The 13,879-nt window shown below is 69.0% G+C and carries 9 protein-coding genes; 5 read left to right on the forward strand and 4 right to left on the reverse strand.

All coding sequences use genetic code 11. From position 1 onward, the window contains the following. Positions 1 to 82 precede the first annotated feature (82 nt). On the forward strand, positions 83 to 1,573 hold the full coding sequence (locus ABD743_RS18130; protein WP_344723268.1) for an aldehyde dehydrogenase: 1,491 nt from the start codon (positions 83 to 85) through the stop codon (positions 1,571 to 1,573). Positions 1,574 to 2,322: 749 nt separating this feature from the next. Then, complete coding sequence (locus ABD743_RS18135) at positions 2,323 to 3,339, forward strand: iron-siderophore ABC transporter substrate-binding protein (RefSeq protein WP_344723269.1); 1,017 nt, start codon at positions 2,323 to 2,325, stop codon at positions 3,337 to 3,339. Between the two features lie 15 nt (positions 3,340 to 3,354). Here the strand turns inward: ABD743_RS18135 and ABD743_RS18140 are convergent, their stop codons facing one another. From ABD743_RS18140 to ABD743_RS18150, 3 genes are all read right to left on the reverse strand, one after another. Continuing rightward, positions 3,355 to 5,124 (reverse strand): phospholipase D-like domain-containing protein, encoded by a 1,770-nt coding sequence (locus tag ABD743_RS18140; RefSeq protein ID WP_344723270.1) that lies wholly within the window; start codon positions 5,122 to 5,124, stop codon positions 3,355 to 3,357. Between the two features lie 185 nt (positions 5,125 to 5,309). Further along, complete coding sequence (locus tag ABD743_RS18145; protein ID WP_344723271.1) at positions 5,310 to 6,317, reverse strand: hypothetical protein; 1,008 nt, start codon at positions 6,315 to 6,317, stop codon at positions 5,310 to 5,312. After that, a complete protein-coding gene (locus tag ABD743_RS18150; protein ID WP_344723272.1) occupies positions 6,314 to 6,655 on the reverse strand; it encodes a PadR family transcriptional regulator in 342 nt (113 codons plus the stop codon). Before ABD743_RS18150 ends, ABD743_RS18145 begins: the two co-directional genes overlap by 4 nt. Before the next feature lie 528 nt (positions 6,656 to 7,183). On the opposite strand from ABD743_RS18150, the gene ABD743_RS18155 reads away from it, so the two are divergent. The 3 genes from ABD743_RS18155 to ABD743_RS18165 all read left to right on the forward strand — a co-directional run bounded on the left by ABD743_RS18155 (position 7,184) and on the right by ABD743_RS18165 (position 12,070). After that, on the forward strand, positions 7,184 to 8,035 hold the full coding sequence (locus ABD743_RS18155) for a helix-turn-helix transcriptional regulator (protein WP_344723273.1): 852 nt from the start codon (positions 7,184 to 7,186) through the stop codon (positions 8,033 to 8,035). Between the two features lie 145 nt (positions 8,036 to 8,180). Next, complete coding sequence (locus ABD743_RS18160; RefSeq protein WP_344723274.1) at positions 8,181 to 10,904, forward strand: AAA family ATPase; 2,724 nt, start codon at positions 8,181 to 8,183, stop codon at positions 10,902 to 10,904. Beyond that, complete coding sequence (locus tag ABD743_RS18165; protein ID WP_344723275.1) at positions 10,841 to 12,070, forward strand: class I SAM-dependent methyltransferase; 1,230 nt, start codon at positions 10,841 to 10,843, stop codon at positions 12,068 to 12,070. The genes ABD743_RS18160 and ABD743_RS18165 overlap by 64 nt, the downstream gene beginning before the upstream one ends. Positions 12,071 to 12,091: 21 nt before the next feature. Here the strand turns inward: ABD743_RS18165 and ABD743_RS18170 are convergent, their stop codons facing one another. Further along, positions 12,092 to 13,786 (reverse strand): alkaline phosphatase family protein, encoded by a 1,695-nt coding sequence (locus ABD743_RS18170; protein ID WP_344723276.1) that lies wholly within the window; start codon positions 13,784 to 13,786, stop codon positions 12,092 to 12,094. Positions 13,787 to 13,879 lie beyond the last annotated feature (93 nt).

A 13,879-nucleotide genomic window follows, 5' to 3' on the forward strand; every position in this document is an offset into this window, starting at 1 on the left:
ACTGTTCACAGGGGCGCGCCCCTGTCGATCGTCAACTAGTCTCACTGAGACTAGCGTGCAACCGATAAAAGGGGGCCACGACATGAGCGTCACCAGCGACACCAGGGCACCGCTGCGGAGCCTGGACCGGTTCTTCATCGGCGGCGAGTGGGTGAAGCCGTCGTCCGACGCCACGATCGACGTCATCGAGCCTGCCACGGAGGAGCTGTTCTTCCGGATCGCGGAGGCCAAGGAACCCGACATCTCGCGCGCCGTGGAGGCCGCGCGTAAGGCGTTCGACTCCGGCCCGTGGCCTCGGATGACGCACGCCCAGCGGGCGGAGTTCCTGCGCGCGATCGCGGCGGGCGTGGGCGAGCGGGCCGACGACGCGAGCCAGATCTGGCCGCGGGAGTCGGGCGTGCTCCACAAGGTGGCCCGCGCGGGGATGAACGGGATCCCCCGCGTGTACGAGTTCTACGCCGGCCTGGCCGAGACCTATCCCTTCGAAGAGCGGGCCCAGCCGACCGGCGGCGGGGCGTTCGGGATGATCGTGCGTGAGCCGGTCGGCGTGGTCGGCGCGATCATCCCGTGGAACGCGCCGATGTCCCTCATCGCCTACAAGATCGCGCCGGCGCTGCTCGCCGGCTGTACGGTCGTGCTCAAGGCGTCGCCGGAGGCTCCCGGGGCGGCGTACCTGATGGCGGAGGTCGCCGAGGCAGTGGGACTGCCGGCGGGTGTGCTCAACGTCCTCACCGCTGACCGTGAGGTCTCGGAGCTGCTCGTGCGCGACCCTCGCGTGGACAAGATCGCATTCACGGGCTCGACCGCGGCCGGTCGGCGGATCGCGTCGATCTGCGGCGAGCGCATCGCGCGCTTCACCCTGGAGCTGGGTGGCAAGTCGGCGGCCGTCATCCTCGACGACATCGACGTCGCAGAGGCCGCCGCCACCCTCTCGAGCGCCGAGTGCTTCCTGACCGGGCAGGTGTGCTCGTCACTGACACGAATCGTGGTCAGCCGCAAGCGGCACGACGCGCTCGTCGAAGCCCTCGCAGCCACGTTCTCGCAGGTCCGCGTCGGCGACCCGTTCGACACCGCCACTCAGATGGGACCGCTGGCGATGCAGCGCCAGCGCGACCGTGTGGAGGGCTACATCGCGAAGGGCATCGCCGAGGGTGCCGTGCTCGCCACCGGCGGCGGACGGCCCGAGCACCTCGAGCGCGGCTGGTTCGTCGAGCCCACGGTGTTCGGCAACGTCGACAACTCCTCCACGATCGCCCGCGAGGAGATCTTCGGCCCGGTCCTCAGCGTCATTGCCGCCGAGGACGAGGAGGACGCGATCAACGTCGCCAACGACACGATCTACGGCCTGAACGCCTCTGTGTTCACCAACGACCTCGACCGGGCTCGCGCCGTCGCGCGGCGGTTGCGCTCCGGCACGGTCGGGCACAACGCCTTCCGCACCGACTTCGGGGTGGCCTTCGGCGGGTTCAAGCAGTCCGGGATCGGGCGTGAAGGGGGCCGCGAGGGCCTCCTGCCCTACCTCGAGACCAAGACCGTGATCCTCAACGAGGTGCCGGCCGAGTACCAGAGCTGACGGCTCCGAGAATGCCGGAGCCGGGGGAGGCGGGATGCCGCGCCTCTTCCGGCTCCGGTCTCCTCACCCGCTGAACGGGTCGCGCTGAGTCGCGACCGGATGATCGCTGTCGACCACGTTACGAACACGGCCCTCGGTTGGTACGCGGACGCAACGCCAGTCCCAGGGTCTGACGGCCGAAGGCCACAAAGCAGATCAAGGACCCCGACCTCGACCTGCTCGCCCACCGGTACCTGCCGGCCGTCCGCAATCCCAGGACACGGCAACACCTTCCCGGTGATCCGCAATGAGGTCACCGCAGCGCTGAGGAGTGCCTCCCGAGCGCTCGCCGCGATGTTGCCCCGCGATCATCGACGGCCCCGGCACTTCTGACAGGCGCCCCCTGAGACGACTCAGGCGGCCAAGGCGACCGCCGTCGCGATGCCAGTGCGTCCGGAACAAGCGGCTCACACGCGCGAAACGGGCGACTCGCACACATCTGACGTTCACCCATGCGACGCGCTCGGTGAACGAGAACACGCGAGACTGACCCAGCCCATCCCGCCTGGCAGGCCGTGCACGCCCCGGGGGTCCGCCGCGGATGGGTGGTCGCGCGCCTACAGGGCTAGAAGGTTTGCCTACCCTAACCCCGAACGGCGTACTCTGCGACGCCGCTACGGGCCTGTGTGCCCGTTCCGTCCGCTCCCCGCATGACCGGAGGCCCGGTGCCCAGAAGAACGAGGCTGCCCAGAAGAACGAGGTCGCAATCGGTGCCGCTGCTGGCCGCGGCACTGACGGTGGTGATCGCCATGATGCTCGCGGCCTGCGGTGGCACCGCAGGTGAGCGTGGTGTCGCAGCGTCCGGTTCCACGGTGCCCGGTGCAGCCCCCACTGCACCGGCCGCCGACCGGTTCCCGGTCACCATTCACCACAAGTTGGGCACTACGACGATCCCGGCGCAGCCGAAGCGGATCGTCGCCCTGAGCTACGAGGAGGACACGCTCGGGGCGCTCGGGATCACCCCGATCGCCTATGGCGCCAACGAGTTCCTGCCGGGCGGGCGGTACCCGTGGCTCGCGGGAAAGATCGACCTGTCCGGCTCCACCGAGCTGAAGAACGTGTTCAACGCGCTCAACCTGGAGCAGGTCGCGGGGCTGCGGCCCGACCTGATCCTCGCCACGAACTTCTACGGGCTCGAGAACTACTACGACAAGCTGAGCCGGATCGCACCCACGGTCGGGTTCATCAACGAGCCGGGCACGTCCACCTGGCAGGACGTCAGCAGGCTGATCGGCCGCGCGGTCGGGCGCAGCGCGCAGACCGAGCAGGCGATCTCCACGACCGAGGGAGACGTCAACGCCGTCGCCGCGCGGTTGCCGGGGCTGAAGGGCCGGACGTTCAGTTCCAGCTTCTACCACGACCCCGGTCAGCCCTTCGCCGTGATCGACGACCCGGCCACGATCTCAGTGGCGCTCTACGCCCAGCTGGGCCTGGTCCTCTCTCCGACCGTCACGTCCACCGTCAAAGATCGATCCCTGAGCACGGAACACATCGGCTCGCTGGACGCCGACTTCATGTTCGTCGGCTTCGCCGCGCCGGAACTACGCACGTCGCTCGATGGCAATCCGGCTTACACGGCCATTCCCGCGGTCCGGGAGGGCCGGGTCTATCAGGCCGACGCCTTCACCGCCCTGACCTTCAACAACCCGACGCTGCTGAACATCCCGTGGCAGCTCGAGCGGATCGCGTCGACGCTGGAGAGGGTTGCCGCCCGCGATACGAGCTGAGCGACGCAGTGCAATTCAGAGAGTCCGAAACCCCGTCATCTCGGTGTAGAGCTTGAGCCGCTTGCTCTTGAGGCCGCCGCGTGTGTAACCGCCCACCCAGCTGTCGTCCTCGGACAGGAACAGGCTCGGCTCGTCCGATCGGCGGCGCCGGCTCTCTGTGACGCTACGGAAGTAGTAATGGTTGAACAGCCGGTTGAACTCCGTGAGGTAGATATCGGCGACGCGCTGATCGCCGCGGATGATCAGCATGTTCTCGTCGTTCTCCTTGACCGACGCTGCGCTGAAGTTGGCGGATCCCGTCACCACGACGGGGTCGCTGCCCAGGGGGTCGACCAGCATGAACTTGGAATGCACGTAGCTGACGTGCTGGTTGATCCCGAGCAGCCCGGCGTTGGTCTCCTGTGCCCACTGATAGACGGGGTTGCGGAGGAACGAGCCCCACGCCTGGTACACGTTGTTCTTCGCGTTGATCCGAACGAACGCGGCCGGCCGATCCGGATCTGGCCGGTCGCGCTTCTCGAGCAGCATGAAGGTGAGGTGATCCAGGTCGGCGTTGTCCTTCAGGACGTCCTTGATGGCGGGACTGATGGTGAAAGCCAACGTGATGCAGGCCTGGGAGTCCGCCGAGTCGAGTAGGGCGGCATAGGACTGCAGCGCGGCCGTGTCGGGCCGAGGGCTGAACACGGGAGTGATGCCGGACGAGACCTGGCGGAGATCGGCCGGCACCGGGGACATCGCGAGCACTGCCGATTTGAACGCCGCGTTCTTCGCGATCACCTGTGCGCGCGGCTCGCCGGGACGTCCACCAGGGTCGTCGCCGAGCAGTTCCCAGTACTTCGTGAAGAGCGTGGCTACGCCGGCGTTGCGGACCCAGTGGCCGACGTTGGTCTGGCCGTGGATTCCGCCGAGCGAGAGGTTGGTGAATCCGGTCCAGACCTCGCTCGGTCCGTCGTCGGTGATGCGCACCATGAACTTGTTGTGGGCGATGGCCGACTTCCGCGCCTGGCGCAGCGTGACCGCCGAGTCGGGGATTCCGGCCTCGTGGAGGAGCCGGAGGTTCTCCTCGCGGGGGAAGCTCTCGTGGAAACCCTCGGAGTCGGTGTGCTCGTTGACCTTCCCGTCGATGATCAGCTGCACGTCGACGCCGCGGTCCAGCGCAGCCTTGAGCGCCTCGGCCACGGGGCGGTACCGGAACTCGTAGAAGCATCCCAGCAGCCGGTCACCGGTGCGGCAGTCGTCGATGAACCGCAGCATCGCGTCGTCGAGTTCTCGGCTCAGCCACGCGAGCGCTGCCCGGCGCTTCGGCTCGGTGAGGAGTTCGATCGGGTCGGAGCCGAAGGACCGCTGATAGGACTGGCTGCTGGCCACGCCGCGATTGAACAACACGTCGTGCTCGAGCTTGCTGACCAGAGGCTCCGTCCGCACGGTGATCGCCAGCGCCCTTGCGCTGCGGTCGATCTTGCGCGGCCTTCCCTTGAGCGGGTGGAAGACGTAGGTGTATTCGTGGTCGGGTTGGGCGGTGAAGTCGTCCCACAGAAAGCTCTGCATGGGGTGCTCGAACGTACTGACCTGGACGTAGGGCGCCGGGTTCGGCACAACCGATGCGAAGACCTTGAACCCGGGCAGGTAGTACCGCTCGTCGAGATCGGCGTCGATGCGCTCCACGGCGAACCCGAGCAAACCGTCTGTGGTGGTGTCGGCGCCGTCGATCGCGAAGGAGATCGTATTCGTGCCACTGACGGCGTAGACCCTGCCCGCCGCAGCCGCTCTGGACCGGAATCTCACGGGAACCCCTCGTGTAGGCGGTTCGTGCAGATCGCGGTGAGGAGGGATGGGCTCTGCGCGGTGATACAACTCGTGGCTGGAGTCGTCCACGCCTTCGGCGTCGGGCGGCGGCGCGGGCACTGGGATGCTGACCTGGCAAGGCGAGGCGGCGAGCCGGTGGTCAGCGCGCTCGTCCGCCCGGGTGGTCATCCCGAGGCGTCGCGTTGATCGTTCTCAATGCGGCTGACCCGGGTGAGGCGGCGTCCGTGTGCGTGGGCGGGCGAGCGGCGCCGGCTCGCCCGCTCCCGTGCCTGCTCTCTCTTGTTCACGATCCGCACGATCAGCCGGGCATCTCGCTTGGCCTTCCACCGGCCGAACGGCGTCGGGCTCACGTCCCACCGACGAGCACGAGCTCTCCCGGCGTTGATTCCGTCGGGGCGACTCCCGGGGTGGACCCGGACGCGATCCGGCCCCGTTGCGCTTCGAGGTGCGTCGCCCGGCAGGGCGTTGCGGAGCGACCACACCCGGGCCGCGAGTCGGAGGGCGTGGGCGAGCTGGGCGCGTGAGCTTGCCTCGGAATCGGCGAGTTCGCGCAGCTCGCCGGTGAACTCCTCGAGGTATCGGTCGCGGCTCGCGCCCGGGAGGAGCCGGCTGGCGACTTGCACCAGCCAGTGGGCGGGGCTGCTCGGCTGCACGGTGACGGCGCGGTTGCCGCTGCTCTCATGCGGTCCGTTTTCGACGGCATCGAGGTCGTCGTGGAGTCTGCCGAGCGCGGACAGGCCCGCACGAGCCCCGGTCTGTACCGCCACCACCAGATCGAGAGGCAGTTCGAGCTCGCCGGCGATGTCGATGGTCGAGGTCAGTTCGATGGCGCGGGCAAGCAGCGCTTCGACCTCGTCGGCGTGACCCCGCGCGCCCGCCAGCCAGGATCGGCGGGAGCGGCTGGCGTCGAGAGCGGCCCGCAGCCCGGCGACACGGTAGGCGAGATAGCGGCTGTCGGGCAGGCACTCCAGGCCCAGCGCCCGCACTCGTGCCGACTCGCCAGATCGAGAGCGGGCCCGGTCGCCGATCGCCGACAGCGCGGTGGCCGCGTGCTGGACACCGTCCGAGATTCTTACGCCCTCGTCACGGGCCGACTCGATCGCGCGTCGCCGAGCCTGCTGGACCAGTGCCCGTCGGGAAATCCGGCTCGTCGACCCGGCCCCGTCGCTCATGCCAGACCGTCGGACAGGCCAGGGTGCAGCCGGGACATCAGCGACCTCGGCGTGCGCACCCGGTCGAGCGCTCGAGCGGCGCCGACGATGCCGTCAGGGGTGAGTCGGTAGTAGCGCCGTCGCGGCCGTCCGGCATCGTGTGGATCCAGGTCTTCCCACCGCGACTCCAGCCATCCGCAGCCCTCCAGGCGCGCGAGGATCGGATGGATCGTGCCGGACGCCAGCTCGGCGGCCCGGCCGATCTCCAGGCCGTACATCTCCCTGGCCGGATCGGCGATCATCGCGCGCAGCACGAGCTGCGTCGGCAACGTCATCCGCGGACCGGACGAAAACCCCATGCTCTAACTCTACCTAGGGGAGATCTCGTTGTGCGCATTTGCCTGGCCCGTTCCGCGGGTCGAGGCGGACGGCGCAGGGGTGACCGTTCATCGTGAACGCAACGAGTGATCGGGCTGTCGCTCTCTGTGGACAGGCGCCCGGGTGAGCAGAGCTCTGCAACGGGGGCCGGCGGTCGCCGCCTTGCGACGTCACCCGACCCTCGAACCGCGTCGGCTCTGCGGCGTGCCCGCGAGTGTGCCCGAGACACATACGGGGGCGAGTGGCCCGCCGCCCGCTCAAGACTTGACACGTCCTGGGAGGGGATCTGGCCAGGGCAGATCTCGATGAAGGCGATGTGGGGACGACGACTGCTCCGAGGCGTGTCATGTTGGTGCGAATCCTGAGTGTCGCGCCGGGTGGCTCACCTGGGCGGAGGCGGGCCGCCCGCAGGGATGCGGCTGAGGCGTGGCCGGAACAGCGGGCGAAGGCTGAGCCCGATGGGGACAGGAGAGATCTATGCATCGTGTCGACACGGCGAGGTGCCGAGCGTGAATGCCGAGGCGACGATCCGTCGGGAGCTCGGCCAGTTCCTCAAAACCCGCCGACGGCAACTCACGCGAGCCGAGCTGGGCCTGCCGGTCATCAGAAAGGGTCCAGCAGGCGTGCGCCGTGAGGAGATCTCCTACCTCTCGGGCGTGAGTATCACCTGGTACTCGTGGCTGGAGCAGGGACGCGAGATCATGCCGTCCCGGCAGGTGCTGGATGCGCTCGCGCGCGCCCTGAAGCTGTCGGTGGACGAACACACCTACATCCGGTTGCTGGCCGGTTACTGCGACCCACAACTCCTGTCCGACCCGAGTCCCCAGGCCGCCCCGGCCCACGTGCAGCGACTCCTGGACGCGGTCGGGGGTTACCCGGCGTTCGCGATCGCCCCGGACTGGACGGTCGCGGCGTGGAACGGCGCCTACAAGGCCTTCTACCGGGATCTGTCCAAGGTGCCGACCGCAGATCGCAACCTGCTGTGGCTGATCTTCACCGATCCGTACCTGCGTGAGCTGATACCTGACTGGGAGTTCACGAGTCGCCGCCACGTCGCCCAGTTCCGCGCCGAAGCCGGACCCCGGCTGGGCCAGCCGTCCTTCGCTCGGCTGGTGAAGCGGCTCCTCGATTCGAGCGAGACGTTTCGCACTTGTTGGGAGAGTCACGACATCGAACGGTTCGCTTCCCGGCAACGAATCTTCCGCCATCCCGTCGTCGGCGATCTCCACATGGAACAACATCGCCTGGCTCCGTCCGACCACCCCCATCTGCGCCTGGTGATCTACACGCCCGTGCTCACCACGGACACCCCGGAACGACTACGGCAGTTGATCGGCGGAGGCCCGGGTAGCGAGCCGTGAACATGATCGGCGATCGAGATCGGACCGGCGATCCGCCGCCTGCCGAACGGCGCCGTAGATCCGCCATGTCGCATCGCGATGCGTACCGTGAAGTGGTTTGGCGAGTGCCCATCGAGCGGGTGCGAATATCAATTGAGTGGATGGGGTGCTAGCTGGTTTGCGCGGTCGGCGTCGAGAGTGTGAAGCACTCGGCTCTCTCGTCGAGGCGGTGACGGTGGGCGACAGCCGGGCACTGGTGGTGCGCGGTGAGCCGGGAGTGGGCAAGACGGCACTGCTCGACTACATGGTGGAGCAGGCATCGGGATGCCGGGTGGCACGGGTAGCGGGGATCCAGTCGGAGGTGGAACTGGCCTTCGCCGGGCTGCATCAGCTGTGCGCGCCGATGCTGGATCTGATCCAGGGCCTCCCACACCATCAGGGCGGCGCGCTGTGCACAGCCCTGGGGCTGAGTTCAGGACCGGCACCGGATCGTTTCCTGGTCGGGCTGGGTGTCCTCCGTCTGCTTTCCGAGGGTGCGCGGGAACGACCCCTGATCTGCGTCGTCGACGACGCACAGTGGCTCGACTCCGCCTCCGCCGAGACGCTCGCCTTCGTCGCGCGGCGCCTGCGAGCGGAGGCGGTGGCGATCGTCTTCGCGACGTGCCGGCCCCAGGACATACCGGCACTCGCCGGCCTGCCCGAGATGGTGGTCGGCGGTCTTCCCGATGCGGACGCGCGGTCGCTGTTGGACTCGGTGCTTCCGTGGCCCTTGGACGACCGCGTGCGGGAGCGGATCGTGGCCGAGACGCGGGGTAATCCGCTGGCGTTGCTGGAGCTGCCGCGCAGCCTCACGCCGGCTGAGCTGGCCGGTGGGTTCGGGACGGGCGGCGCGGCGTTGCCGGTCCGGATCGAGGATTGCTTCCGACGCCAACTGGTGCCGTTACCGAACGAGACGAGGCAGCTGTTGCTCCTCGCCGCGGCGGAACCGTTGGGAGACCCGGTGCTGGTGTGGCGGGCGGCGCAGCGCCTCGGGATCGGTGTGGACGCCGCTGCCCCCGCGATCGCTGCCGGGTTGCTGGAGATCGGCCGCCGCGTGCGGTTCCGGCATCCGCTGGAGCGTTCGGCGATCTATCAAGCCGCCTCGGCTCGGGAGGTGCGCCGCGTGCACTCCGTGCTGGCGGAAGTGACCGATCCCGAGGCGGATCCCGACCGGCGCGCGTGGCACGCGGCCCAGGCCGCGGGTGGGCCGGACGAGGACGTCGCCGCGGGTCTCGAGGGGTCGGCGGGGCGAGCGCAGGCCCGTGGCGGTGTGGTCGCCGCAGCCGCGTTCTGGCAACGGGCTGCGGAGCTGACGCCCGACCCGGTGCGACGGGCGGAGCGGGCACTGGAGGCAGCCGAGGCCAAGCACCAGGCCGGCATGCGGGGCGAGGCCGAGGGCCTACTGGCCCTCGCGGAGGCCGGTCCACTGACCCAGCTGCAACGGGGCCGGGTCGATCTTCTGCGCGCGCGGACGGCCTTCACCGGCCGTCGCATTGCCGATGCAGCGCCGCTGCTGCTCAAGGCGGCCGCTCAGCTGCAGCCTCTGGACGCACGGTTGGCGCGCGAGACGTATCTCGAGGCGCTACTGGCGGCGATGCACGCCGGCCCGCTTGCCTGCGGTGGGAGCGTGCGGGAGGTGGCAGAGGCAGCTTGGTTGGCCCGGGCCTCGTCACCGTCCCCGAGCGCGGGCGACTTTCTCCTCGCCGCTCTGGCCGCGCGATTCACCGACGGATACGTGGCCGCGATCTCGCTGGTGCGCCGAGCCCTCGAGGCCTTCCCGGAGGGAGACATCTCCACGGAGGAAGCGCTGCGCTGGCATTGGCTCGCCTGCCGGGCTGTCGCCGACCTGTTGTGGGACTTCGAGGCCTGGGATGCGTTGACGGCTCGCTTCGTCCGGCAAGCCCGCGAGGCCGGCGCCCTCGCCGTGCTCCCGATTGCGGTGAGCGCTCGAATGGTGACCTACACGCTCGCCGGTGAGCTGGACGCGGCGGCATCGCTCGGCGAGGAGCTGGACACGGTCACCGAGGCGGCGCCGTGCACCTTGAGGCCCTATGGACGCCTGCTGCTCGCCGCGTGGGAGGGCCGGGAACCCGAGACCTCCGCTCTGATCGAGACCTTCGCCACGGAGGCGCTCGACCAGGGCGAGGGGATGGGGCAGACCATCACCTGTTGGGCCAAGGCACTGCTCAACAACGGTCTCGGCCAGCACGAGGATGCGTTGGCCGCGGCCCGAGAGGCCCAGCACCCTCAGGAGCTGGGGATGTGCACCTGGGGCGTCCAGATCGAGCTGATCGAGGCCGCCGTCCGAAGCGGTGTGCCCGAGCAGGGCGCCGACGCCCTCGAACTGCTCACCGAGGTGACGTCGGCCGGCGGCACCGACTGGGGCCTGGGCATCGCGGCACGCTCACGAGCGCTGCTGACCGAGGGTCCGGCAGCCGAGGGCTTCTACCGGGAGGCGATCGACAGGCTCTCCCGGGTGCGTGTCCGGCCTGAGTTGGCCCGCGCCCTCCTGCTGTACGGCGAATGGCTGCGCCGCGAACGTCGCCGAGGGGAAGCGCGCCAGGAGCTGCGCACGGCCCAGGAGATGTTCCGGGAAATGGGCATGGAGGCCTTCGCCCGGCGCGCGTCGCGTGAGTTGCGGGCCGCCGGGGCTACGGCCCGCAAACACCCCACGGAAACCGCCACTCGACTCACCGCTCAGGAAGCGCAGATCGCACGGCTCGTCCGCGAGGGACTGTCCAATCCCGAGATCGCGGCCCGGCTGTTCCTCAGCCGCCGTACCGTCGAATGGCACCTGCGAGGAATCTTCGCGAAGCTGCGGATCAACTCGCGGAAGGACCTCTCCCGCTGAACCCGGCGCGATCGGGTGTTGTCGATCAACGAATATCAGGAGATGTGATGTCGAGCGCGGAATCCACGAGTCAAGGCGGTACCGGCGGGCAGCCGGTCGACGATGCCGAAGTCGAGCGGCTTCGCGATCGGATCATCGCCGATGCCGGTGGGGCGCTGGCTGTTCCGCTGGCGTTCCTGGGCGACAAGCTCGGGTTGTTCGCCGCACTCCGGAGCGGTGGACCAGCCACATCGGCAAAGCTTGCGGATCGCGCGGGGCTTGCTGAGCGTTACGTGCGGGAGTGGCTGCTGGTGATGGCGGCCTCGGGATACATCACATACGTGGGAACCACAGGTGACGGATCTGCGACCTCCGCGATGTACCAGATGTCGCCCGAGCAGGTCGAGATCTTCGTGAAGACGGAGAGCCCGTCCTACATGGCGGGCGCGTTTCAGACCTTCTCCTCGGCTCCGCGGATGTTGGACCGCCTCGCCGAGGCCTTTCGTACTGGCGCAGGTATAGGCTGGCACGAGCATGACGACGACACATTCGTCGGCACCGAACGATTCTTTCGAGGCGCGTACCAGGCGAATCTGGTCAGTTCGTGGATACCGGCGCTGGATGGTGTGGAGCAGAAGCTCATCAGCGGGGTGCGAGCTGCCGACGTCGGGTGTGGCCTGGGCGCCTCGACGATCATCCTGGCGAAGGCGTATCCCGCCACGGAGTGGGTGGGAGTCGATTATCACGAACCATCCGTCGAGCTGGCCCGCTCACGTGCAGCGGAGGCGGGTGTGGGGGACCGCGTCACATTCCAGGTGGCCAGCGCCAGTCAGTTGAGCGGGAATTATGACTTCATCACCTTCTTCGACTGCCTGCACGACATGCCGGATCCGGTTGCGGCGCTCAGCGCGGCGCGCGCTGCATTGTCCCCCGACGGCCGGGTGATGGTGGTGGAGCCGAAGAGTTCGGATGCCGTTGTCGATCAGCTCACCCCGCTCGGGCGGCTGATGGCCGGGGGATCGGTGTTCGTCTGCCTGCCCAGCGGGCTGTCGGCACCGCCGGCCGTCGGCCTGGGCAACCAGGCCGGCCCGAGCCGAACCGCAGAGATCACGGCCGAGGCCGGCTTCAGCCGCACACGAGTCGCCACCTCGAATCCCTTCAGCATGGTGTACGAACTGCGCCCATGACCGTCGTCGCCCGCGAGCGACCTATCGTGCGAACGCGGTCAGGAATCGGTCCCGGAAGGACTCCATGGGCCAGATCGGCGCCCGCGGGCCGGGCCGCAGCCCGTCCTGCCATCCCCACCCGGCGATCCGGTCCAGGACGGCGCGGTCGCGGGTGACGATCGTGATCGGGACGTCCATGCCGGCGTCGTCCCCGGCGACGAAGGCGGCGGGCTGGTGGTCGCCGAGGACGACGAGCACCAGGTCGTCATCGCCGTGCTTCTCCACGTACGACACGAGGGTGGACAGCGAGTACTCGATGGAACGTCGATACCCGTCGCGCATGCGGTCGGGGTCGCTCTCGACGACATCCACGGGATCGCTGCGCCCGGCGCCAGGGCGATCGAACACCGAGCCGTCGCCGACGGCGTCCCAGTCGAGAAGGTTGGGGACCTTCGCCCACGGCCAGTGGCTGGAGACGAGGGGGATCTCGGCCATGAGCGGGCCGCGATCGGGCCTGCTGCGCTCGGTCTGCTCGAAGGCCGACAGGGTGTACTGGTCGGGGGTCTGGAAGCCCGAGTAGGTCAAGGACCGGTTGCCGAGGTTCGCGGAGTCGTAGCTGCGGTCGATGCCGTAGAACGCCTTCTCCGGCCAGGGTCCGGAGTTGGACGGCATCACCGACACGGTCTGCCAGCCTCCGCGCTGGAACGCGCTGGTGAGGGTCAGGCGGTCGGTTGCGACGAGCTTGTCGTAGCTGTGCTGGTTGGTGACCCGCAGTCCCGAGAGCAGGGTGGCGTGGGCCAGCCAACTGCCACCGCCCGACACCGAGGACGTGAGGTAGGCGCTGCGGGAGTCGAACCCGGCCGCGGCGAGCCGGCGGGTTCCGTCGTCGAGGACCGTGCCGACGGTCGGTGCGAACTCCGGATTCTCCAGCGCCGAGCGCCCGTAGCTCTCGACGTAGGTGAAGATGACGTCCTTGCCGCGCAGCGCGGTCAGCAGGTTCGCGTCCGGGGTGCCACGGAACGCGTCCGTGGCGGCCTGCTCGTCGAAGATCTGCTGGTCGCGCAGGCTCGTGGACACCTGCTGAGCCGTCTGGACGCCGAGCGCGGCGGTGCTCCTCGCCGCGACGGGCACGGGGGCGACGATCTGTGCGCCGACTGCGAAGCAGGCGAGCCAGGCCCCGGTGAGCACCGCGACCGTCCGGACCGTGGTGGTCCGGTGCCTGGCCGCGAGGTTCGTCAGGCGCCGGACGGACAGCGCCATGAGGACGACCAGTGCGGCGCCCGCGACGGCGGCGCCGGCCGTGGTGCCGATCGCGCCTGCGGGACCCATCGAGTCCTCGAGCAGCGTGATGCCGCTCCCGAGTTGAGACCAGTCGAATATCGGGTCGAACGGCCTGCCCAGGATCGCGAGGAAGCCCATCTGAAGGACCCGCAGCACCGTCAGCAGGCCGAGCAGCGTCCCCGCGGCGACAGCCAGCACCCGGCGCGCCCGCGGCGGCAGAGCGATCAGGAGCGCGACGCCGAGCAGCCCCTCGATCGGGATTCGAAGGACCGCGAACGGGGTGACCTGTCCGACCTCCCGGGGCGCGACGAGAGCGAGGAACACCAGCACACCGGCCAGGCCGGTGAGGATCGCGCCGATCCTGATGTGGCGTGGCCGCTTGTCTCTCCGAACTCCCCTGTGGTCGCCTGCTGTGTCGTTCCGAGCGGGCGCGCGGGGTGGGGTGTGAATCGACAAGCTGGAGATCCTTCCCGTACGGGTGCGCGGTGCCTGGTGTTCACCAGCCGCGTGATGCCGGGTGCACAGCGCGCCGCGGGAGGCCCACGTCGT

Source organism: Pseudonocardia yunnanensis (genome assembly GCF_039534065.1).
Classification (GTDB): domain Bacteria; phylum Actinomycetota; class Actinomycetes; order Mycobacteriales; family Pseudonocardiaceae; genus Pseudonocardia; species Pseudonocardia yunnanensis.

Excerpts from the sequence above, each read along its gene's own strand:
- ABD743_RS18150 (WP_344723272.1), bottom strand. The coding sequence starts at position 6,655 with ATGGGGTTTTCGTCCGGTCCGCGGATGACGTTGCCGACGCAGCTCGTG.
- ABD743_RS18130 (WP_344723268.1), top strand. The coding sequence starts at position 83 with ATGAGCGTCACCAGCGACACCAGGGCACCGCTGCGGAGCCTGGACCGG.
- ABD743_RS18165 (WP_344723275.1), top strand. The coding sequence starts at position 10,841 with ATGGCACCTGCGAGGAATCTTCGCGAAGCTGCGGATCAACTCGCGGAA.
- ABD743_RS18145 (WP_344723271.1), bottom strand. The coding sequence starts at position 6,317 with ATGAGCGACGGGGCCGGGTCGACGAGCCGGATTTCCCGACGGGCACTG.